At 73.0% G+C, this 21,992-nt stretch carries 22 protein-coding genes; 16 read left to right on the forward strand and 6 right to left on the reverse strand.

The window, feature by feature from the left end:
* The first annotated feature begins 98 nt into the window (after positions 1-98).
* The gene (locus tag ACFZDA_RS27220; protein ID WP_391086507.1) at positions 99-1,223 is read left to right on the forward strand and encodes an alpha/beta hydrolase-fold protein; all 1,125 of its coding nucleotides are present in this window, start codon (positions 99-101) and stop codon (positions 1,221-1,223) included.
* Between the two features lie 129 nt (positions 1,224-1,352).
* Entirely contained in the window at positions 1,353-2,558 is a 1,206-nt protein-coding gene (locus tag ACFZDA_RS27225) for a hypothetical protein (protein ID WP_391086395.1), read from the forward strand.
* Between the two features lie 25 nt (positions 2,559-2,583).
* On the opposite strand, the gene ACFZDA_RS27230 is transcribed toward ACFZDA_RS27225, so the two are convergent.
* Both ACFZDA_RS27230 and ACFZDA_RS27235 read right to left on the reverse strand, forming a co-directional pair.
* Positions 2,584-3,936 (reverse strand): PH domain-containing protein, encoded by a 1,353-nt coding sequence (locus tag ACFZDA_RS27230; RefSeq protein ID WP_391086397.1) that lies wholly within the window; start codon positions 3,934-3,936, stop codon positions 2,584-2,586.
* Positions 3,933-4,562: a PH domain-containing protein gene (locus ACFZDA_RS27235; RefSeq protein WP_391086399.1), complete on the reverse strand. Its 630-nt coding sequence runs from the start codon at positions 4,560-4,562 to the stop codon at positions 3,933-3,935. The genes ACFZDA_RS27230 and ACFZDA_RS27235 overlap by 4 nt, the downstream gene beginning before the upstream one ends.
* Positions 4,563-4,593: 31 nt before the next feature.
* Between ACFZDA_RS27235 and ACFZDA_RS27240 the strand changes: the two genes are divergently transcribed.
* Positions 4,594-5,745, forward strand: a complete 1,152-nt coding sequence (locus tag ACFZDA_RS27240) for an NADH-quinone oxidoreductase subunit D (protein ID WP_391086401.1) — start codon at positions 4,594-4,596, stop codon at positions 5,743-5,745.
* Positions 5,746-5,749: 4 nt separating this feature from the next.
* On the opposite strand, the gene ACFZDA_RS27245 is transcribed toward ACFZDA_RS27240, so the two are convergent.
* Positions 5,750-6,796 (reverse strand): SAM-dependent methyltransferase, encoded by a 1,047-nt coding sequence (locus ACFZDA_RS27245; RefSeq protein WP_391086403.1) that lies wholly within the window; start codon positions 6,794-6,796, stop codon positions 5,750-5,752.
* 118 nt (positions 6,797-6,914) lie between these two features.
* Between ACFZDA_RS27245 and ACFZDA_RS27250 the strand changes: the two genes are divergently transcribed.
* Positions 6,915-8,105 (forward strand): histidine kinase, encoded by a 1,191-nt coding sequence (locus tag ACFZDA_RS27250; protein WP_391086406.1) that lies wholly within the window; start codon positions 6,915-6,917, stop codon positions 8,103-8,105.
* A gap of 82 nt (positions 8,106-8,187) precedes the next feature.
* Complete coding sequence (locus ACFZDA_RS27255; protein ID WP_391086408.1) at positions 8,188-8,859, forward strand: response regulator; 672 nt, start codon at positions 8,188-8,190, stop codon at positions 8,857-8,859.
* A 16-nt stretch (positions 8,860-8,875) separates the two neighbouring features.
* On the opposite strand, the gene ACFZDA_RS27260 is transcribed toward ACFZDA_RS27255, so the two are convergent.
* Positions 8,876-9,982 carry a DUF5937 family protein gene (locus ACFZDA_RS27260; protein ID WP_391086410.1) on the reverse strand — a complete coding sequence of 369 codons (1,107 nt, stop codon included), beginning with the start codon at positions 9,980-9,982 and terminating at the stop codon, positions 8,876-8,878.
* 158 nt (positions 9,983-10,140) lie between these two features.
* Between ACFZDA_RS27260 and ACFZDA_RS27265 the strand changes: the two genes are divergently transcribed.
* A complete protein-coding gene (locus tag ACFZDA_RS27265; RefSeq protein ID WP_391086412.1) occupies positions 10,141-10,365 on the forward strand; it encodes a hypothetical protein in 225 nt (74 codons plus the stop codon).
* Here ACFZDA_RS27265 and ACFZDA_RS27270 read toward each other — a convergent pair.
* Complete coding sequence (locus tag ACFZDA_RS27270) at positions 10,355-11,575, reverse strand: beta-eliminating lyase-related protein (RefSeq protein ID WP_391086413.1); 1,221 nt, start codon at positions 11,573-11,575, stop codon at positions 10,355-10,357. The genes ACFZDA_RS27265 and ACFZDA_RS27270 overlap by 11 nt on opposite strands.
* 173 nt (positions 11,576-11,748) lie before the next feature.
* Between ACFZDA_RS27270 and ACFZDA_RS27275 the strand changes: the two genes are divergently transcribed.
* The 10 genes from ACFZDA_RS27275 to ACFZDA_RS27320 all read left to right on the forward strand — a co-directional run bounded on the left by ACFZDA_RS27275 (position 11,749) and on the right by ACFZDA_RS27320 (position 20,092).
* The gene (locus tag ACFZDA_RS27275; protein WP_391086415.1) at positions 11,749-12,678 is read left to right on the forward strand and encodes a DUF2520 domain-containing protein; all 930 of its coding nucleotides are present in this window, start codon (positions 11,749-11,751) and stop codon (positions 12,676-12,678) included.
* Positions 12,675-13,667 carry a pantoate--beta-alanine ligase gene (panC, locus tag ACFZDA_RS27280; protein ID WP_391086417.1) on the forward strand — a complete coding sequence of 331 codons (993 nt, stop codon included), beginning with the start codon at positions 12,675-12,677 and terminating at the stop codon, positions 13,665-13,667. The genes ACFZDA_RS27275 and panC overlap by 4 nt, the downstream gene beginning before the upstream one ends.
* Entirely contained in the window at positions 13,664-15,373 is a 1,710-nt protein-coding gene (locus ACFZDA_RS27285) for an L-aspartate oxidase (protein ID WP_391086419.1), read from the forward strand. Before panC ends, ACFZDA_RS27285 begins: the two co-directional genes overlap by 4 nt.
* Before the next feature lie 5 nt (positions 15,374-15,378).
* Positions 15,379-16,353, forward strand: coding sequence for a carboxylating nicotinate-nucleotide diphosphorylase (gene nadC, locus ACFZDA_RS27290; RefSeq protein ID WP_391086421.1), 975 nt, complete (start codon positions 15,379-15,381; stop codon positions 16,351-16,353).
* Positions 16,354-16,370: 17 nt separating this feature from the next.
* Entirely contained in the window at positions 16,371-17,168 is a 798-nt protein-coding gene (locus ACFZDA_RS27295) for a type III pantothenate kinase (protein ID WP_031115868.1), read from the forward strand.
* Between the two features lie 166 nt (positions 17,169-17,334).
* A complete protein-coding gene (locus ACFZDA_RS27300; RefSeq protein ID WP_391086424.1) occupies positions 17,335-18,009 on the forward strand; it encodes a hypothetical protein in 675 nt (224 codons plus the stop codon).
* Positions 18,010-18,027: 18 nt separating this feature from the next.
* On the forward strand, positions 18,028-18,216 hold the full coding sequence (locus tag ACFZDA_RS27305; protein ID WP_391086426.1) for a hypothetical protein: 189 nt from the start codon (positions 18,028-18,030) through the stop codon (positions 18,214-18,216).
* A 211-nt stretch (positions 18,217-18,427) separates the two neighbouring features.
* Entirely contained in the window at positions 18,428-18,934 is a 507-nt protein-coding gene (locus tag ACFZDA_RS27310; RefSeq protein ID WP_391086509.1) for a BlaI/MecI/CopY family transcriptional regulator, read from the forward strand.
* Positions 18,935-18,943: 9 nt separating this feature from the next.
* Positions 18,944-19,477, forward strand: coding sequence for an amino-acid N-acetyltransferase (locus ACFZDA_RS27315; protein ID WP_391086428.1), 534 nt, complete (start codon positions 18,944-18,946; stop codon positions 19,475-19,477).
* A 279-nt stretch (positions 19,478-19,756) separates the two neighbouring features.
* Positions 19,757-20,092 (forward strand): Lsr2 family protein, encoded by a 336-nt coding sequence (locus tag ACFZDA_RS27320; protein WP_010048839.1) that lies wholly within the window; start codon positions 19,757-19,759, stop codon positions 20,090-20,092.
* 9 nt (positions 20,093-20,101) lie between these two features.
* On the opposite strand, the gene ACFZDA_RS27325 is transcribed toward ACFZDA_RS27320, so the two are convergent.
* Positions 20,102-21,820 (reverse strand): SCO3374 family protein, encoded by a 1,719-nt coding sequence (locus ACFZDA_RS27325; protein WP_391086431.1) that lies wholly within the window; start codon positions 21,818-21,820, stop codon positions 20,102-20,104.
* Between the last annotated feature and the right edge of the window lie 172 nt (positions 21,821-21,992).

Genomic DNA, 21,992 nt, shown 5'->3' on the forward strand with positions numbered 1-21,992 from the left:
TTCAAAGGCAAAGGAAAGTCTGGGACAAGCCCTCGCGAAGGTGTGAGCGAGCAGGGCGGTCCCGGACGGGAAGCGCGGACAGGTAACCACCGATGGGTCTGAGTCTCACGAGCAACAAAGTGCTGGTGCTGGCGGTGCTGTCCGCCGTGCTGCTGTTCGCCGGCACGGTCGGGCTGTGGCCACGGCTGGCCCGGCGGAGCTGGCCGGCCGTGGGCGGGCGGGTCGGCCTGCTGCTCGCCACACAGGTGGCGCTGTTCGCCGCGGTGGGGCTCGCCGCCAACCAGTCCTTCGGTTTCTACGCGAGCTGGGCGGACCTGTTCGGGCAGGAGAAGGACCAGGGTGTGGTCGTCGACCACACCCCGGGCGACGGCCCGCTGGAGGTGGTCGGCTCGCGCCGGGTGCCCGGGGCGGCCGGGGTGAGTGCCCGGGCGGGCGGCCGGATCCAGCAGATCGGCATCGTGGGCCGTACGACGCACATCGCCACGCCCGCGTACGTCTATCTGCCGCCGGAGTACTTCCAGCCGCGGTACCGCACCCGTACGTTCCCCGCGGCCGTCGTGCTGACCGGTTACCCGGGCACGGCGTCGGCACTGGTGGAGAAGCTCCGCTATCCGCGCACGGCGCTGGAACTGGCCCGGGCGGGCCGGATGCGGCCGATGATCCTCGTGATGCTGCGGCCCACGGTGGCGCCGCCCCGGGACACGGAGTGCGTGGACGTGCCCGGCGGTCCGCAGACCGAGTCGTTCTTCGCCAGGGATCTGCCCGACGCGTTGCGCACGCACTACCGGGTGGCCGAAAAGCCGGGCGGTCTGGGCATCATCGGCAACTCGACGGGCGGTTACTGCGCCTTGAAGATCGCCATGCACCATCCCGATGTGTATGGCGCCGGGGCGGGTTTGTCCGCGTACTACAAGGCGCCGATCGACGCCACCACGGGCGATCTCTTCCAGGGCGACAAGGAACTCAGGAATCGCGCCGACCTGTGGTGGTGTCTCAAGCACAGGCCCGCTCCGGACACCTCACTGCTCGTCACCAGCAGTAGATCCGGCGAGTCCAACTACAGGGACACGCTGCGGTTCACGCGGCGGGTGGAGGCCACCGGGCGGACCCGGATCTCGTCGATCATCCTGAAGAGCGGCGGGCACAACTTCAACACCTGGCGGCGCGAGATTCCGGCGACGCTGGAGTGGATCGGAGAGCGGCTGAACGGCCGTTGGGAATGATCTTGGGAATTGGGCGACGCGCCGATTCCGCTTCTTCCCGAGCAACGATGCGGTGTGAACGCTTCGGTATGGCTTTGTTTTTGCGGGGTGGGTCACCATGATTCGCCTACGCGCGGTAAGTTTCTGGCCATGCCACGTGGACGTCACCGCCATTCCCCGCCCTTGCACAGGCTGCTGCCCCCGTCGGCGATCGCAGGCGTCTCCCTCGTCTGCGCCCTGGGGCCCTGGGTGTTCACGGAGCCGACGGTGCTCCGTGGTCTGGCCGCTGCCGCCGCGGCGACGGCGGTCGTCGGCGCCGTAGTGCTGCGCCGCTGGGACATCCAGGCGGGCAAACGCGTCGCCGACCTCACGCGCGCGCGGGCGAGCGACGAGTGGCGCTTCGAGGAGCGGGTCGCCGAACTGGAGGCCGACCTGGAGGAGTCCCGCGAACTGCGCGCGAAGCTGGAGCAGCGGCTGCGCGCCAAGCGCACCGAACTGGCCGGGCTGCGCAACGAGCACGCCTCTCTGCTGCGCCGGTACGCCACCGCCGAGACCGAGCGCGCGAGCGTCCTGGAGGAACGCAGGGTCCTCGAGATCGAGGCGACGGCTCCGGTACGGGCCGCCCTGCCGGCCGGGGCGGCCCCGGCGGCGGACGCCCCGGCGAAGGCTCAGGCGGACGCGGACGAGGCGGCTGAAACCACCGGGGCCCAGGACCTCGCCGTCGACGAGCAGACGGCGATTCCCGCCGTGTTCTCGCCGGAGGGCATCCGGCTGTTCCTGCGTGCCGCGGCGGCGCTCGCCCGGCTCGACGGTGACTCGGCCCCGGACCCGGACGGGGGCGGTGACGGCGATGGCGTACCGAAGGGCGACGACGCGGAGCCCGCGGGGGACGACCGGAAGGACGACCGGCGGGAGCAGTCGCGGGAGGACAGGGAGGACGAGCCGCAGGGGCAGTCGGAGGCGGTCGCCGGGCACGAGCGGGCGACCGCCGGCACGTCCGAGACCGAGACCGAGGCCGAGTTGCTTGCGCAGCCTGCCTCTTCGGGGCACTACACCGTGCCGACCGCTGTGGCCGTCGCACCGCAGACGCCGGTGCGACGCCCCCTGTCCGAAGGCGGGTTCGACTTCTTCGGCACCAAGCAGGGGACGTCACGTGCCGCCCTGGAGGCCGTGCAGAACGAGGACCTGGCCGATGTCGTCGGCCAGGAGGCCCTCGCGCTGCACAAGGCCGAGGCGGAGGCCGGGTACAAGCCCGCGGACGAGGAGTCGCGCGGGATCGGCCAGGTCATCGACCTGACGGCGCATGACGAGACGGAGCAGATCGATGTGCAGGGGCTGCGGAGCGCGGTTTCCTGACGCCCGAGCCGCCGGCGTTTCCGGGTCATGCCATCCAGCGATCCGGCCGGGCGTCCCTGCGCCCCGTCCGTGACCGTTCCGCCTGTGCCGCCAGCAGCTCGCGTGCCTCGGCCGCGTCCCGCAGCCGTGCCCGCACCGTCTTGTTCGCGCCCGTGTCCACACACACGTCGGCCACGCCCCGGGCCCGCTCCCACGGCCCCTGCGTCATCCGTACGCTCTGCACCTTCGCGTGCGGTACCAGTGCGAGGCTGCGCCGTAGCAGCCCGGACCGCGCCGCGAACACCGCGTCCGTGACGGCGAGGCCGTACCCGCGCCACCACACCGGCACGCACCACCGGGCCCGGCGCGGCGACGGTGACAGGGCCACCTGCTCCGGCACGGTCACCCCGGGCAGCACGCGCGCGACGACGACCTCCGCGATCTCGCGCGGGGCGACCGGCACCAGCACGGAGTTGGAGGAGCCCGCCACGTCCAGCTCCACGCGCACCCAGCCGCGCCGCCGCCACAGCAGCGGCTCCACGATCCGCACGGTCTGCACCCGCCCCGGCGGCACCGTCTCATGGGCCCGGTCCAGCAGGCCGTGGTCGATGCGCAGCCCGTCCGGCGACTCGGCCACCGTCCAGTCGTACTCGCTGACGAACCGCCCCACGCTGCTCGCGCCCGCGGCGCCCAGCAGCGGCAGGGCGACGGCCAGGACGGTCCACATGCTCTCCGTGGCCAGCCACAGCACCGGCGGCACGACGAGCGCCGCGGCCAGTGACCCCCAGGTCGCCCCGCTCAGCAGCAGCGACACGGCGAGGACGCCCGGCGGCACCCGCAGGATCCGCCGGGACGGAGCCTCGCCGACCTCATGCGCGGTCTCCGGCGCGAATCCCGCCGCCCGGGCGAGCAGTTCGGCCCGCAGCGCACGCGCCTCGTCCGCGCCCAGGAAGGCCAGCTCGTCCTTCTTGTCGGTGCCTATGACGTCGAGTTTGAGCTTGGCGACGCCCGCGACCCGCGCGAGCAGCGGCTGCGTGACGTCGATGGCCTGGATCCGCTCCAGCCTGATGTGCGCGGTGCGGCGGAAGACGAGGCCGGTGCGGATGCGCAGTTCGGTCTCGGTCACCGCGAAGTGTGTGAACCACCAGGAGCAGAAGCCGTACAGGGCCGCGGCCGGGACGAGCACGGCGAGGCCGATGAGGAGTGTGGTCGTGGTCAGCCGGGTCAGATGGCGCTGTGCCCCGTCCGGGTCGTGTACGGCCCACCCGATGAGGACGGCGACGGGGGCCCAGGCCCGCCTCAGCGGGGTGACGGGGTGCAACCGCCGCTCGGCGAGCCCGCTCCCGGCCTCGGCGGCCTCGGCGGCCTCGGCGGCCTCGGCGGCGTCGGGCGCTGTCACAGTCCCGCCGATCGGGCCTCGCCCAGCTCGGTGAGCCGGTCGCGCAGCCGTTCGGCCTCGGCCGGGTCCAGACCCGGGATGGTCGCGTCGGTCGCCGCGGCGGCCGTGTGGAGCTGCACGCTGGCCAGCCCGAAGTGCCGCTCCACGGGCCCGGAGGTGACCTCGACCAGTTGCATCCGCCCGTACGGCACGACCGTCTCCTCACGCCACAGCACACCGCGGCTGATCAGCAGGTCGTCGGCACGCTCGGCGTACCGCCAGGAGCGCCAGTTGCGGCCGGTCAACACCCAGCCCCAGGCCAGCAGCGCGAGCGGCGGCAGCGCGCAGGCGGCCCAGGCGGGCCCGGCCAGCAGACCCGGCACCAGCCCGGCGGCCAGGCTGATCAGCCCCAGCCACACCACCAGCAGCAACCGCCGCATCTTCAGCAGCCCGGGGGGCAGCGCGATCCACACCGGCCCGTCCTCGACGGCCTCTGCGGTGCCTCCGACGGCCTCTGCGGTGCCTCCGACGGCCTCTGCGGTGCCTCCGGCGTTTTCCGCCGCGCCCTCTGCCCCCGCCGCGCCCCGCGTCTCCGCCGCGCCCTCTGTCCCCACCGGCCCCGTGTCCTGCGGGCTCCCCGTCTCCATGAGGCCAGCGTACGTAGGAGAGACTGTGTTCATGACTCCTACGACGGAGACGACGGTCGGAATCGGCGGCGCCGCCGAGAGCACCGACATGGTGCTCAACATCGGGCCGCAGCACCCGTCCACCCACGGCGTGCTGCGGCTGAAGCTCGTCCTGGACGGCGAGCGCATCACGCGGGCGGAGCCCGTGATCGGCTATATGCACCGCGGCGCGGAGAAGCTGTTCGAGGCGCGCGACTACCGCCAGATCATCATGCTGGCCAACCGCCACGACTGGCTGTCGGCCTTCTCCAACGAGCTGGGCGTGGTGCTCGCCGTGGAGCGGATGCTCGGCATGGAGGTCCCCGAGCGCGCGGTGTGGCTGCGTACGCTGCTCGCCGAGCTGAACCGGGTGCTCAACCACCTGATGTTCCTCGGTTCGTACCCGCTGGAGCTCGGCGGGATCACCCCGATCTTCTACGCCTTCCGGGAGCGCGAGGAACTCCAGCACGTCATGGAGGAGGTCTCCGGCGGGCGGATGCACTACATGTTCAACCGCGTGGGCGGTCTCAAGGAGGACCTGCCGGCCGGGTGGACCACGCGTGCGCGCGGCGCCGTCGCCGACGTGCGGTCCCGGATGGACCGGTTCGACGACCTGGTGCTCGGCAACGAGATCTTCCGGGGCCGCACCCGGGGGGTGGGCAGGCTCTCCCCGGAGGCCGTGCACGCGTACGGGGTGAGCGGCCCGGTCGGGCGTGCCTCGGGCGTCGACTTCGACCTGCGCCGGGACGAGCCGTATCTCGCCTACGGGGAGCTGGGCGACGTCCTGAAGGTGGTGACCCGGCAGGAGGGCGACTGTCTCGCCCGCTTCGAGTGCCTCCTGGAGCAGACGCACAACGCGCTGGACCTGGCCGACGCCTGCCTCGACCGGCTCGCCGAGCTGCCGCCCGGGCCGGTCAACCAGCGGCTCCCGAAGGTTCTGAAGGCACCCGAGGGCCACACGTACGCCTGGACCGAGAACCCGCTCGGCATCAACGGCTACTACCTGGTCAGCAAGGGCGAGAAGACGCCGTACCGGCTGAAGCTGCGCTCGGCCTCGTACAACAACATCCAGGCGCTCACGGAGCTGCTGCCGGGCACGCTGGTCGCGGACATGGTGGCGATCCTGGGGTCGATGTTCTTCGTCGTCGGCGACATCGACAAGTAGCGTCCTACGCCCTGTCCCGGAGCGGGTCCCCGCTGTCCTGGAGCGGGTCCCCGATTCCGACCGGCTGCACCAGCCACCCGAAGTCGCCCAGGCCGCCCGCCGCCGTGAGCTCGGCGGCCTCTCCGGCGCTCGCCAGGGCGCGCACGTAGGCGGCGGGGTCGGTGGACGCCAGCGTGAGCGGGGGGCGTGCGCCGGTCACGCCGAGGGCGTGCAGTGCCTCGCGCTGTGGGAGCAGGCGCCCGCCGGGCAGCGCGCACGCGTCGAGTGCGACGTGGGCCGTGATGTCGCACGAGCCGTCCGGCACGGCCGCCGTCTCACGGCCCTCCCAAAAGCCGGTGAGCGTCCCGAACGGCGGCCGTGTGTCCGCCGTGTGCGCGTAGTCCACGGCGACGGCGAGCCCCCGGTCGAGCGTGGCGACCGCCGAGGCCCAGGCCTCGTCGCGGGGCAGGCCGATCTCGGCCCGCAGACCCGCCTCGCCGGCCAGCGGCCACCAGCGCGCCAGCCACCGCTCCTGCGCGCCGCCGACTGGCTCCCCGAGCCGTTCGGTCCCGTCCTCCCGGACCAGCACCAGCCGCGCCACACCCGCAAAGTCCACCTCGGCGACGTCCACCGGTACGTTGTCCAGCCACTCGTTGGCGAACAGCAGCCCGGTCGTGCCCTGCGGCGGCTCGGCCCGCCACTCGATCCGGTGATCCAGGCCGACGGGCCGCTCGGCGACTTCGACGGCGTACGCGCGCGTGCGGGCCGCCACGCCGGCCGGGAGCGCCGCGAGCACCCCGGCGGCCAGCTCGCCCCGCCCGGCCGCCATGTCGACGAAGTCCAGCGCCGGGGGCCGTCCCAGCGCCTCGTCGACCCGGCACAGCAGCCCCGCCACGGCCTCCGCGAACAGGGGCGACGCGTGCACGGACGTGCGGAAGTGCCCGGCCGGCCCCTCGGCCCGGCGGTAGAAACCGCCCGGCCCGTACAGGGCCTCCCGAGCCGCCGCACGCCACCCACGCCACCCGGAACCCTCCGGTCCCTGGTGTCCCTCGCCCCTCGTCACAGCCGTCACGGGGCCAGGCTATGCGGACACAACGAACGCAACTCCACCTTGCGGAGTACGCGCGCCCGATGCGGATCGGCCCTCCGGTTGACCCCTGCACCTATCCCGCTTCCCTACGCTGGGTTACGTGCAGCGCCTCTATGACTTCCTCCGCAGGCACCCGATGTGGGTCGACGGCTCGTGGGCCGTGGTCCTTCTCGGGATTTCCGTGGTCGGCGGAGCGTCGGGCGGATTCGGCCCTCCGGCCGTCGCCGTTCCGCTCTCGCTGCTGTTGTGCCTGGTGGTCGCGCTGCGCCGCCGCATGCCGGAGAAGATGCTGCTGCTCGCGACCGCGGTCGGGCTGGCCCAGCTGATCGCCGATGTCGAGATGGGCCCCCACGACTTCGCCATGCTGGTGATCGTCTACACGGTCGCGGCGGAGGGCGCGCGCTGGGCCTCCCGCTTCGCGCTCGCCGCCGGCCTGTGCGCGGCACCCGTGGCCCACCTGCGCTGGCCGAACGACCAGATGAGCGTCGCGGCCGGCATCGCCGCGACGGTCTTCATGACCGTGCCCTTCGCCCTCGCCTGGGTGCTCGGCGACTCCATCCGCACCCGCCGCGCCTACTTCGCGCAGCTGGAGGAGCGGGCCGCCCGCCTGGAGCGGGAGCGCGAGGCCCAGTCCAAGGTCGCCGTCGCCGCCGAACGCGCCCGCATCGCCCGCGAGTTGCACGACGTCGTCGCGCACAACGTCTCGGTGATGGTGGTGCAGGCCGACGGCGCCGCCTACGTCCTCGACGCCGCGCCCGACCAGGCGAAGAAGGCCCTGGAGACCATCTCCTCCACCGGCCGCCAGGCCCTCGCCGAGATGCGCCGCCTGCTCGGCGTACTGCGCACCGGGGAACACGAGGAGGGCGGCGAGTACGTGCCGCAGCCCGACGTCCAGCAGATCGAGGACCTGGTCGAGCAGTGCCGGGGCCACGGACTGCCCGTCGACTTCAAGGTCGAGGGCACCCCCCGCCCGCTGCCCAGCGGCGTCGAGCTCACCGCCTACCGCATCGTGCAGGAGGCGCTCACCAACACCCGCAAGCACGGCGGGCCGGGCGCTGGCGCGAGCGTGCGCCTGGTGTACTTCGACGACGGCCTCGGCCTGCTCGTCGAGGACGACGGCAAGGGCGCCCCGCACGAGCTGTACGAGGAGGGCGGGTTCGACGGCCAGGGCCACGGCCTGATCGGCATGCGGGAACGGGTCGGCATGGTCGGCGGCACCCTGGACGCCGGTCCGCGCACGGGCGGAGGATTCCGCATCAGCGCCCTGCTGCCGCTCAAACCCGCCGGCTGACCTCGGCACCCGCCCCTCGCTCCCACCTGTAACGCTCCGACCCGCAACGCTCCCACCTGTAACAGAGACTGGAAGAGGCTCCATGACGATCCGCGTGATGCTCGTCGACGACCAGGTGCTGCTGCGCACCGGGTTCGGGATGGTGCTCGCCGCCCAGCCGGACATGGAGGTCGTGGCGGAGGCGGGCGACGGTGTCGAGGCCCTTAAGGTGCTGCGCACGACCGAGGTCGACGTGGTGCTGATGGACGTCCGCATGCCGAAGCTCGACGGGGTGGAGGCGACCCGCCGGATCTGCGCGGACACCGACCCGCCGAAGGTGCTCATCCTGACCACCTTCGACCTCGACGAGTACGCCTTCTCCGGGCTGAAGGCGGGCGCCTCCGGCTTCATGCTCAAGGACGTGCCGCCCGGCGAGCTCCTCGCCGCGATCCGCGCCGTGCACAGCGGGGACGCGGTCGTCGCGCCCTCCACCACCCGGCGGCTCCTGGACCGCTTCGCCCCGATGCTGCCGGGCACCGCGCAGCAGCCCGAGCACCGGGAGCTGGAGCGGCTCACCGGCCGCGAGCGCGAGGTCATGGTGCTGGTCGCGCAGGGCCTGTCCAACGGGGAGATCGCGGCCCGGCTCGTGCTGTCCGAGGCGACCGTGAAGACGCATGTGGGCCGCATCCTGACCAAGCTGGGGCTCAGGGACCGGGTGCAGGTGGTCGTGCTCGCCTACGAGACGGGGCTGGTGCGGGCCGGCGGGCTCGGCTGACCCGGAGGCCCGGGCCCTACCTCAGGATCCCCTCCAGGAACTCGCTGCCGAGCCGGGCCACCACTGTCACGTCCAGCTGGTGCAGGACGTAGCGCCCCCGGCGGCGGGTGGTGATCAGGCCCGCCTTCTTCAGCACGGCCAGATGCCGGGATATCTCCGGGGCCGTCATGCCGTGCCCCTGCGCCAGCTCGCCGGTGGTGTACGCGCTGCGGGCCAGATTCCGGCAGATGCGCATGCGCACCGGGTGGGACAGCGCGGTCATGCGCAGGGCCAGCTGCTCCAGCGTGGGCGGGGCGGCGAGCTCGGGGGAGCCGACCGGGTAGTGCAGCACCGGCTGCCAGCCGTGCCGGTGCAGGACCATCAGGTGCGGCCAGCCCAGACTCGTCGGGACGAGCAGCAGACCGCCGTCCCCCGTGGTCGTACGGCCCTCGCCCAGCTTGTCGACCGAGATGTCGGCTGCGGCCTCGTCGAGCGTCACCGCCGGGGACACCGCGGCGAGCGCCTCGGCCAGGCCCTTGTGCCTGAGCAGGTCCGTCTTGTGGCGGGCGTCCGCCGCGAGCTGGTGACGCAGCCGGGACCAGGCCTCCGCGAAGAACGCCGCCTCGCAGTCCTGGAGGAACTGCCGCAGCCACGCCCGGATCCGGGGCGGGTCGGCCAGCAGCCGCTCGGTGAACCGCAACTGCTGCGGCCCGCGCGCGGCGGCCAGGTCCAGCGACCGGCGGCGCACCTCCGGGTCGGTCAGCGCGGTGGGCCCGCACGTGTCGTATCCGACGGCACAGGTGAACTCCAGCGCCGCGTCCACGAACTGCTCGTCCGTCAGCTTGTCCAGCAGGTCCAGTTCCTCGGCGAGCGTGGCGCTCGGCAGGGCGCTGCGGCCCGGGATGCCGGCGCAGGGCATGAACAGGTCCGAGAACGTCGTCCGCCACAGGAAGTCGGCCTCGCACATCCGGTCGGCCAGATGCGGGTCGAGCCGGGCGGTCACGCCCGTCACCCAGCCCTGCAGGCCCGGGTGGTGTCCCGGCTCGGACAGCGCGTGCAGCGCCATGCCCAGCTCGGCCAGGGGCGAGGGCACGACGGCGACCTGCTCGGGCCTCAGCCTCGCGATGTCGATGTGCACGCTCATGACCTCATGGTGCACCCCGGCACTGACAACGCCCCCTCGATTGACGGGCCTCGTCAATCGACGCGACGCCGCCCTGGGCACGGACGCACCGTGGGACCACCGGGGCAGCCGCGGAGCCTTCGGACCTCCACCACCCCGACCCGCAGAGGCGATCCACCATGAGCATCACGCAGCAGCACCTCCTCGACAGCTACCGCGCCCGGCAGCACGACGAGCCCGCCCCGCCCGCGCCGGGCACGCACGACTGGCAGGTCGCACGGGAATGGCGCGACGAACGGCAGTTCCGGGCCGTCCTCGCCGAGCGCCCGGCCCGTCGCCGGAAGCGGATCCGGCACGCCCTGGGCCGGTGGCTGCTGCCCGCCGGGCGCCGCGCTACTCGCTGATCGGCCCGGGCAGCCGGGCGACGAAGTCGGCGACCGCCGCCGTCACGTCCTCGGCGCTCCACTCAAGACCGGCGGACCGCACCTGCACCTCCGTGCGGGCCAGGCCCGGACCGCTCCGGTCCCAGGCGAAGGAGAACAGGACGGTGCCGGTCTCCTCGGCCGTCCGCACCGCCGCCTCCGAGAGGACATCGGCGTCGTACGGCAGCCACACCTGGAAGTCGTGGGTGTGCGGCACCTCCGGGTGGACGCGCGCCCACGGCACCCCGGCCGCCGCGAACCCCTCGCGCAGGGCGGCGGCCACCACGCGCGCGTGGGCGACGAACTCCGGCAGCCGGGGCAGTTGCCGCTCCAGCCCGACCAGCGCCGACAGGGCCGTCGGGAACTGCTGGAAGACCAGGCCGCCGTACCGGTGCCGCCAGGCCTTCGCCTCCTCCACGAGCTCCCCCGGACCGGCGAGCGCCGCACCGCCGAACCCCTCCAGGGACTTGTAGAACGACACGTAGACGCTGTCGGCCAGGCCCGCGATCTCTGCCAGGGGCCGGCCGAAGTGGACCGTGGACTCCCACAGACGGGCCCCGTCGAAGTGCACCACCGCGTCCCGCTCCCGCGCGGCTGCCACCACCTCGGTGAGCTCCTCCCAGGAGGGCAGCACGAAACCGGCGTCCCGCAAGGGCAGTTCCAGCATCAGCGCGCCGAAGGGCTCCTCGAAGTCGCGCACCTCGGCGGCGGTGGGCAGCCGCGGCTCGCCGGTCACGCGCACCGGCCGCAGGCCGCCGACCTCGCGGAACGCGTTCCGCTCGTGCACCTCGGGATGGCTGAGCGCGTGCAGGGCGACGGTCGGGTCGCCGGTGCGGCCCGCCCAGCAGCGCAGCGCCACCTGCTGGGCCATCGTGCCCGTCGGGAAGAACGCGGCGGCCTCGGTGCCGAGCAGTGCGGCGACCTTCGTCTCCAGTGCCTCGACGACGCCGTCGCCGTACACGTCGGACCGCTCGTCCAGGTCGTACACGTCCTGCGCCCCGTCCAGTTCCGCCAGCCGCTCCCGGAGCGTCTTGTGGAAGGCGAAGCGCGCGAACACGCGCCGTGCGCCGCGGTGGGCGGCCAGCCGCCGCTCCCGGAGCTGTGACCTGAGGTCCTCGTCCGGTCGGTCCTCGTCCGACAGTTGCCCGGCCGCCCGCCGGTCCCGCTCGTCCCGCTCCGCCATGTCGCTCATGGCCCGGATCATCCCGCGCGCGTGTGCGGCCGGGCACCCGGATTTCCGTACGCCCGTGCCCGTGTGTGACGCACACCCTGTGGACAACCGAACGCCCCTCGAACCGATCGCGTTAACATGACGAGAAATCGTCCGGTACCCGGAGCGGACTGGAACGGGAAGGCCGCCGTCGAGTGAACACAACCCCACAGCCAGACCCCAGGGACCGCCCCGCGCGGCTCACCGTCGGCGTCGTCGGCGCCGGCCGCGTGGGACCCGCACTGGCCGCATCCCTCCAGCTCGCCGGGCACCGCCCGGTCGCCGTCTCCGCGGTCTCCGACGCCTCCCGGCGGCGCGCCGCGCAACTGCTGCCCGACGTGCCGGTGATGCCGCCCGCCGAGGTCCTCCAGCGGTCCGACCTGGTCCTGCTGACGGTCCCCGACGACGCCCTTCCCGAGCTGGTCGTGGGCCTCGCCGACACCGGGTCCGTACGGCCGGGACAACTGCTCGTCCACACCTCCGGGCGGTACGGCGCGCGCGTGCTCGACCCCGCCCTGCGCGCCGGCGCCCTGCCGCTGGCCCTGCACCCCGCGATGACCTTCACCGGCACGCCCGTGGACGTCCAGCGCCTGGCCGGCTGCTCCTTCGGCGTCACCGCGCCCGAGGAGCTGCGGCTGGCTGCCGAGGCCCTGGTCATCGAGATGGGCGGCGAGCCGGAGTGGATCGCCGAGGAGAACCGGCCGCTCTACCACGCGGCCCTCGCGCTCGGCGCCAACCACCTGGTCACCCTGGTCGCCCAGTCCCTGGAGCTGCTGCGCACGGCCGGTGTCTCGGCCCCCGACCGGATGCTCGGCCCGCTGCTCGGCGCGGCCCTGGACAACGCGCTGCGCTCGGGCGACGCGGCCCTCACGGGCCCGGTCGCGCGCGGCGACGCGGGCACGGTCGCCGCGCATGTCACGGAGCTGCGCCGGCACGCCCCGCAGGCCGTCGACGGCTACCTGGCGATGGCCCGCACCACCGCCGACCGGGCCCTGGCCCACGGCCTGCTGAAGCCGGAGCTCGCCGAGGACCTCCTCGGGGTACTCGCCCACGGGACCGACGGCACCGAAGGGGACGCCCGATGACCACGACCCTGCTCAGCACCGCCGCCGAACTGCACGCACGCGCGCGTGCGGGCCGCCGCGCCGTGGTGATGACCATGGGCGCGCTGCACGAGGGCCACGCCGCGCTGATCCGCACCGCGCGCGACCTCGCCGGACCCGACGGCGAGGTCGTCGTCACCGTCTTCGTCAACCCGCTCCAGTTCGGCGCGGGCGAGGACCTCGACCGCTATCCGCGCACCCTGGACGCCGACCTGAAGCTGGCCGGGGAGTCGGGCGCGGACGTCGTGTTCGCCCCGGCCGTCGACGAGGTCTACCCCGGCGGCGAGCCCCAGGTCCGCATCACCGCGGGCCCCATGGGAGAGCGGCTGGAGGGCGCCTCCCGCCCCGGCCACTTCGACGGCATGCTCACGGTCGTCGCCAAGCTGCTCCACCTCACCCGCCCCGACCTCGCCCTGTACGGCCAGAAGGACGCCCAGCAGCTCGCCCTGATCCGCCGCATGGTGCGGGACCTGAACTTCGGCGTGGAGATCGTCGGCGTCCCCACCGTCCGCGAGGAGGACGGCCTGGCCCTGTCCAGCCGCAACCGCTACCTCTCGCCCGCCGAGCGGCGCACCGCCCTCGCGCTGTCCAGCGCCCTGTTCGCCGGCCAGGACCGGCACGCCGCACAGGAGGCGCTGCGCGCCCGGGCCCGGGAGATCCCCGCCACACGCGCGCGTGCCGAGGCCCTCAGCGCCATCGGGGAGTCCCGCGCGGCAGCGGACGCGCACGCCGTCGCCACGGCCGTCCCGGGCGGCCCGGCCGCCGTCCGCGCGGCCGCCCGCCAGGTCCTCGACGAGGCCGCCCGCCTCGATCCGCCGCTCGTGCCGGACTACCTCGCCCTGGTCGACCCGACCGACTTCACCGAGATCGGGGACGACTTCACCGGCGAGGCGGTCCTCGCCGTCGCCGCCCGGGTCGGGACGACCCGGCTGATCGACAACGTTCCCCTCACCTTCGGAGCCGCCTCGTGACCAGCACAGGCATACGACTGCACGCGCCCGCCCCCGGCTGGTCCATCTCCGCGGACGTGGTCGTCGTCGGCTCCGGCGTCGCCGGCCTCACCGCCGCCCTGCGCTGCGAGGCGGCCGGCCTGACCACCGTCGTCGTCACCAAGGCCCGCCTGGACGACGGCTCCACCCGCTGGGCCCAGGGCGGCATCGCCGCGGCCCTCGGCGAGGGCGACACCCCCGGACAGCACCTGGACGACACCCTGGTCGCGGGCGCGGGCCTGTGCGACGAGGAAGCGGTCCGCATCCTCGTCACCGAGGGCCCCGACGCCGTACGCCGCCTCATCGAGACCGGCGCCCAGTTCGACGAGTCCTCCGAGGGCGGCCTGGAACTCACCCGCGAGGGCGGCCACCACCGCCGCCGCATCGCCCACGCCGGCGGCGACGCCACCGGCGCCGAGATCTCCAGGGCCCTGGTCGGCGCCGTACGCGCGCGTGGTCTGCGCACGGTCGAGAACGCGCTCGTCCTGGACCTCCTCACCGACGCCGAGGGCCGCACGGCGGGCGTCACCCTGCACGTCATGGGGGAGGGCCAGCACGACGGCGTGGGCGCGGTCCACGCCCCGGCGGTGGTCCTGGCGACCGGCGGCATGGGCCAGGTCTTCTCGGCGACGACCAACCCGTCCGTCTCCACGGGCGACGGCGTGGCCCTGGCGCTGCGCGCGGGCGCCGAGGTGAGCGACCTGGAGTTCGTCCAGTTCCACCCCACGGTCCTCTTCCTGGGCGCCGACGCGGAGGGCCAGCAGCCCCTGGTCTCCGAGGCGGTGCGCGGCGAGGGCGCCCACCTGGTCGACGCCGACGGCGTGCGCTTCATGCAGGGGCAGCACGAACTGGCCGAACTGGCCCCGCGGGACATCGTCGCCAAGGGCATCACGCGCCGCATGCAGGAGCGGGACGCCGAGCACATGTTCCTCGACGCGAGGCACTTCGGCGCCGACATGTGGGAGCACCGCTTCCCGACGATCCTCGCCGCCTGCCGCGCGCACGGCATCGACCCGGTCACCGAGCCGATCCCGGTCGCACCGGCCGCCCACTACGCCTCCGGCGGCGTCCGCACCGACTCCCGGGGCCGTACGACCGTCCCCGGCCTGTACGCGTGCGGCGAGGTCGCCTGCACCGGCGTGCACGGCGCCAACCGCCTGGCCTCCAACTCCCTCCTCGAAGGCCTGGTCTACGCCGAGCGCATCGCGGCCGACATCGCGGCGAACGGCGTCGAGACCCGGGTGCCGCAGCCACTGCCGCACCCGGAGACCCCCGAGCACCCCCTGCTCACCCCGGAGGCCCGCTTCACGATCCAGCGGATCATGACGAACGGGGCCGGTGTCCTGCGCTCCGCGGAGTCCCTCACCAAGGCCGCCGACCAGCTCCAGCAGCTGCACACCGACGCGCGCGACGCCCTCGCCGAGAACGGCAAGACGGCCGAGGCCGGCGTCGACACCTGGGAGGCCACCAACCTGCTGTGCGTGGCCCGCGTCCTGGTCACCGCGGCCCGGCTGCGCGAGGAGACCCGGGGCTGCCACTGGCGCGAGGACCGCCCCGAGCGCGACGACACCACCTGGCGCCGCCACATCGTCGTACGCCTGAACCCCGACCGCACGCTGGCCGTGCACACCACGGACACCACAGACTTCCCTATGACCCTCCCGCCCCAGGCCCCCCAGGAGCAGTGACCGACGTGAGCACCCCCGACCTTCCCCTCGCCTCGTCCGGAGGCTGCGGCGACGGCTGCGCCTGCGGCGCGGACGACGAGGCATACCTGGAGTGCGGCCTGGACCCCGCACTCGCCCAGCTCCTGGCCGACGCCGGCCTCGACCCCGTCGAGGTCGAGGACATCGCCAACGTGGCCCTCCAGGAGGACCTGGCCCACGGCGTGGACGTGACGACGGTGGCGACCATCCCCGAGGACGCGGTGTCCACCGCCGACTTCACGGCCCGCGAGGCGGGCGTCGTGGCCGGCCTGCGCATCGCCGAAGCGGTCGTCTCGGTCGTCTGCGAGGAGGAACTCGAGATCGAGCGCCACGCGGAGGACGGCGACCGCGTCGAGGCGGGCCAGAAGCTCCTGTCGGTCACCACCCGCACCCGCGACCTCCTCACGGCCGAGCGCAGCGCGCTGAACCTCCTGTGCCGCCTGTCGGGCATCGCGACGGCCACGCGCGCGTGGGCGGACGCCCTGGACGGCACCAAGGCCAAGGTCCGCGACACCCGCAAGACGACCCCCGGCCTGCGCTCCCTGGAGAAGTACGCGGTCCGCTGCGGCGGCGGCGTCAACCACCGCATGTCCCTGTCGGACGCGGCCCTCGTCAAGGACAACCACGTGGTCGCCGCGGGCGGCGTCGCCCAGGCCTTCAAGGCCGTCCGCGAACGCTTCCCCGACGTCCCCATCGAGGTGGAGGTCGACACGCTGCACCAGCTCCGCGAGGTCCTGGACGCCGGCGCCGACCTGATCCTGCTGGACAACTTCACGCCGGGCGAGTGCGAGGAGGCGGTCGCCCTCGTCCAGGGCCGCGCCGCCCTGGAGGCATCGGGCCGCCTCACCCTCGACAACGCCAGGGCCTACGCGGACACCGGCGTCGACTACCTGGCCGTCGGAGCCCTCACCCACTCCTCGCCGATCCTGGACATCGGCCTGGACCTGCGGCCGGCGGAGTAGGGGAGCGGGTACGGGCCATGCTGCTGACGATCGACGTAGGAAACACCCACACCGTCCTCGGCCTGTTCGACGGCGAGGACATCGTCGAACACTGGCGCATCTCCACGGACGCGCGCCGCACCGCCGACGAGCTGGCGGTCCTGCTCCAGGGCCTGATGGGCATGCACCCGCTCCTCGGCGACGAACTGGGCGACGGCATCGACGGCATCGCCATCTGCGCGACCGTCCCCTCGGTCCTGCACGAGCTCCGCGAGGTGACGCGCCGCTACTACGGCGACGTCCCGGCCGTCCTCGTCGAACCGGGCGTCAAGACGGGCGTCCCGATCCTCATGGACAACCCCAAGGAGGTCGGCGCGGACCGCATCATCAACGCGGTCGCGGCGGTCGAGCTCTACGGCGGTCCCGCGATCGTCGTCGACTTCGGCACGGCGACGACGTTCGACGCGGTCAGCGCGCGCGGCGAGTACGTCGGCGGAGTCATCGCCCCCGGCATCGAGATCTCCGTCGAGGCCCTCGGCGTCCGCGGCGCCCAGCTCCGCAAGATCGAGGTGGCCCGGCCGCGCAGCGTCATCGGCAAGAACACGGTCGAGGCGATGCAGTCGGGCATCATCTACGGCTTCGCCGGCCAGGTCGACGGGGTCGTCAACCGCGTGGCCCGCGAGCTGGCGGAGGACCCGGACGACGTCACGGTCATCGCGACGGGCGGTCTGGCGCCGATGGTCCTGGGCGAGTCGTCGGTCATCGACGAACACGAGCCGTGGCTGACGCTGATCGGGTTGCGCCTGGTGTACGAGCGGAACGTCTCGCGCATGTGACGGGCGTTGTTGCTGGGGCCGGGTGGGTCCGCGGCCCGGCGGAGCGGGGTGCCGCTGCGCTGACCCGCATAGGCGCAAACGGCGCGTACCCCGCCCACCCGAGTGGTCCCCACGCCACACCCACCCGATATGCGGAATTTGTCCGATTAGCGAGTATCGTCGCAACATGCCCACGCCATACGGATCCCGCGGCGGCATGGCGTTCGGCGTGGAGGAGCTGCGTGTGCTCCGCCGCGCTCTCGCCCTCGCCCTCCACCCCACCTCCGCCTCGGCCGACGACGTCCAGGACTGCCTCCGCCTCGCAGAGTCGCTCGACGAGGCGATGCGGGAGGGAGCCAGGCTGCGTGCCTTCCTCGTGGCGGACCTCGGCCGGTACCGCGCCGCCCTCCCCGGCACAGCCGCCGGCTACCTCACGCTCCTGGACGAGGCGCTGGGCGCCGGATACCGCCCCCGCCCCGACGACTTCGCCGCCCTCGGCGCCCTGCGCGGCAACCCGACCGCAGCCGCCCTCCTGGACCGCTGCCGTCTGCTCACCGGCCCGCAGCCGGTACGCACCACCCGCTCGCACACCCCCACCGTCCCCGCCTCCCGTGCGCGCCTCCGTCTCCTGCCCCTCCCCGGCGGCCTCTCCGCCGCCGACGACACCCCGGAGAAGCAGCCCGAGAAGAAGCCCGCACGCAAGCCGGCGGCCCCCAAGCCCGCCCCCAAGCCCACTCCGGCCCCCGCCCCGGGCACCCCGAAGCCCAGCCGGCCGATCCCCACCCCGGGCGAGGTCTTCCCGCGCCGCAAGCCCACCCCGCCGCCACCCCCGGCCAACCCCCAGCAGCTCGCCGCGGGCTGACGTGGCTACTCTGGATCCATGGACTACGTCTCCGCGCTCCTGCCCCCGGTCGTCATGGCCATCTTCTTCATCGGCGTGATCCGGGTGATCGTGAAGACACAGGGCGGCGCCAACAAGGCCAAGGAGGACGCGGCCGTCGACGCCGCCCTCGCGCGCGTGGAGGGCGCCCGGCAGCCCTCCACGACGCCCCCGAAAGCCGAAGCCTGACCCGACCGCTGCCGCCGCCCCACCCGGGGCGCAGCGCTCCGAGGCGTACGACTCCGTGCGACCGGCCCCCAGTGAGGCCCGCACTTTCGAGTCGTACGCCCTTTTTGCTCCCGTTCGCCGGTGAAGCGCACGTCCGCCACGCCATTACCCAGATCTCCCACTATTGTTCTGAGGTGTGCCTCGCCCATTGGGAGAACTCGAAGACGCGGTCATGTCGCGGGTGTGGAAGTGGAACCGCCCGGTGACCGTTCGAGAAGTCCTGGAAGATCTTCAGAAGGAGCGGTCCATCGCGTACACCACCGTGATGACCGTTTTGGACAATCTCCATCAGAAGGGCTGGGTGCGCCGCGAGGCGGAAGGCCGTGCCTATCGATATGAGGCGGTCTCCACCCGCGCCGCCTACGCCGCCGCCCTGATGAACGACGCCTGGTCGCAGAGCGACAACCCCGCCGCGGCTCTCGTCGCCTTCTTCGGCATGATGAGCGAGGAACAACGCGAGACTCTCCGCGATGCCGTACGGATCGCCCAGGTCCCGGAAACCAAGAAACCGACCGGACCGTCGGAACTGGCCGAACCGCGGGAAGGAACGGAACCGCGGGAACGAACGGAACCGCCGGAACGAACGGAACCGCCGGAACGGACCGAACCGGCTGAACGGACCGAACCGGCTGAACCGCCGGAGAACCCCGCCTCCACTCAGGACCCCGGCGGGCGATAGCGTCCCGTCATGTCCGCGAAGAGCCCAGAAGTCCCCGCAAAAGCCATCACCGTCCGACGGGCACGCACCAGCGATGTCCCGGCCGTGCGCCGCCTCCTCGACGCCTACGTCCGCGGCGGCATCCTGCTCGACAAAGCAACGGTGACGCTTTACGAGGACATCCAGGAGTTCTGGGTCGCGGAACGGGACGACAACGCCGAGGTCGTCGGCTGCGGCGCGCTGCACGTGATGTGGGAAGACCTCGCCGAAGTCCGCACGCTCGCCGTGAAGCCCGGCCTGAAGGGCGCGGGCGTCGGACACCAGTTGCTGGAGAAGTTGCTGCACACCGCCCGCTGGCTCGGCGTTCGCCGTGTTTTCTGCCTGACCTTCGAAGTGGACTTCTTCGGCAAGCACGGCTTCGTCGAGATCGGCGAGACGCCTGTCGACACGGATGTCTACGCGGAGCTGCTGCGTTCCTATGACGAGGGTGTCGCGGAGTTCCTCGGTCTCGAACGAGTGAAACCGAACACCTTGGGCAACAGCCGGATGCTTCTGCATCTGTGATCATCGGGACGGGCGCAAGCCAGTTGCAAGCCGGTCGCATGACCGCCCCCTGGTTCGTCAAGACATATTCCGCACGGCCCGCCCTCCCCAGGTGCCCTATGTCCGAAACGCGCACGTTTCCGGACGGAGGCGGGGTGCCGGTCTCTGCCGAGGGTTTGTGTTTTTCCGGCAAAAGCGGTTTGCTTTCCGAGGTACTGCAGTACTGCATATAACAGGGGACGGCGATACGGCGGACGCCGGCACACCCCGGCCCTGAAGATATCGATGAAAGGAAATCCGGTGGCACAGAAGGTTCAGGTCCTTCTTGTCGACGACCTCGACGGCGGCGAGGCGGACGAGACCGTCACGTTCGCGCTGGACGGCAAGACATACGAGATCGATCTCACCACCGCTAATGCGGACAAGCTCCGCGGCCTTCTCGAGCCTTACGTGAAGGGCGGTCGTCGTACCGGAGGCCGTGCTTCGGGCGGGCGCGGAAAGGCGCGTGCGGCTTCGAGCGGCAGCCAGGACACCGCGGCCATCCGCGCCTGGGCGAAGGAGAACGGCTACGAGGTCAACGACCGCGGCCGTGTTCCGGCGACCATCCGCGAGGCCTACGAGAAGGCCAACGGCTGAACAGCGGCACTACTGGCGACCCTGCGCGCGCAAGGCCGGCGGCTGGGCTCGCGTGCGCCGCAGCAGGACCCGGAGGCACTGTGTGGCCACCGTGTTCACCAGCCGTACGAGATCGGGGGCGTCTCCACCGCCCCCCAAGGCCGACAGCGTCGGCAGCGAGGCCTCGACCTCGCATCCCGGCTCGGGGGGCCGCAGCCATACGGCGGCCCCCTGGGAACCCAACCGGCCCAGGGGAAGCGGCCGGCCACGGCACAAGCCGGGTTCGGGGGACAACGCGCCGTCCGCCCCCCAAGCCGACGGCGCGAACCCCTGCACTGGCCCCGACGTCATAAACCCGTCGGCCATCAGCAGCCCACCCTCCTCACGCACCACCGATCCGCCCGCCGCACGAAGGCCCGACGCCCCCGTCCCACAGGGCAGCGCCCGACCCACCGAGCCGCCCGCCTGGCGGGGCAACAGTGAGTCGGTCTCACAGGGCAGCGTCCGGCCGCCCATCTCGCCCGACCCCGAGCCGCCCGCCTCGCGGAGGCACGACGCGTCCCTGCCGCAGGGCAGAAGCCCATCCGCCTCGTCAGGCCGGAGCCCGCTCGCCTCGCCCGGCACCGAGCCGCCCGCCTCGCGGAGGCGCGACGCATCCGTGCCGCAGGAAAGCGTCCCGCCCGCCTCGTCAGGCCAGAGCCCGCCCGCCTTCCGCCACCCCGAGCCGCCCGCCTCGCCAAGGCACGGCGCATCTCTGCCGCAGGGCAGAGGCCCATTCGCCTCGTCAGGCCGGAGCCCGCTCGCCCGGCGGGGCAACAGCAAGTCGGTCTCACAGGACAGTGTCCCGCCGCTCCCGCGCGGCACCGAGCCGCCCGCCTCGCCAAGGCACGGCGCATCTCTGCCGCAGGGCAGCGTCCCGCCCGCCTCGTCAGGCCAGAGCCCGCCCGCCTTCCGCCGCCCCGAGCCGCCCGCCTCGCACCAGATAGGCGAGCCTGTCTCGCAGGGCAGCAGCCCGCCCCCCTCGCCCGGCCCCGAGCCGCCCGCCCCGCGCAAGAACGGCGCGTCCGCCACGCACGGCACCCCGCCCCCCTCACCCGGCCCCGGTCCGCCCGCCATGCGGCAGCACCTCGCGTCCGCCCCCGGAGGCAGCAACCCGCCACCCACCCCCCGAGACAGCCCCTCGCCCCCCTCGCGTGCCCGCGGTGGCGTATCCATCCCCGGCGGGCGAGGCGCCCGCATCGTGCTCCCGGTTCCGAGCGCCGTCAGGCCGAGCGGCAGGGTTCCCCACTCCAGCCACTCCAGCAGCCCGGGCAGTTCCTCCGCCGTGCCCGCGGCCACCAGGAACCGCATCCGGTCGCCCAGCACGGCCACCGGAGAGCCCGGGGGCAGGCGCCGCAGGGCCGCTTGCCCCGCCTCCGCCGGCACGTCCAGGACGTCGTAGCGCACCCCCACCACCAGCCGCAGAGGATCGCCGGGCACCGTCGGCCAGCCCAGTTCGTTCTCGTACCACCGCCGGACCCGACAGCTCGCGTCGAGCGGCCGGCGGGGGAGCGGGGCGGGGCGAGGGGCGCCGAACATGCCAAGTGCAACAGCCGGATGGACGTGCGGGTTACGCTGGGTGGCGTCACGAGTGCGCAGGGTGGTCAAACGGGGGCGTGCCGGGGGTGCGGGGAGGCGCAAGGTTGTTCGCCCGTAGCGGAGGGAAGGGGGGCGCTCGGCATGGACTTCCGGTCCGTACGGGTAAGACATCCCTAGTGGGAGGGGGCGACACGCAGGAAAGGACGTCTCACGTTCGCCATCGGCGTACTGGCGAGTGGGGTATCTGCCTGGCCTGCGGGAACATCGTCTCGCACCATCGGGTTGGAGCAGATGTCGGCGTTCGGGGTCAGGAGGCCAAGGACGGTGTCGGCAGTTGGAATGA

The sequence above is a fragment of the Streptomyces sp. NPDC007991 genome, from assembly GCF_042958445.1.
In the GTDB taxonomy this organism is placed as follows: domain Bacteria; phylum Actinomycetota; class Actinomycetes; order Streptomycetales; family Streptomycetaceae; genus Streptomyces.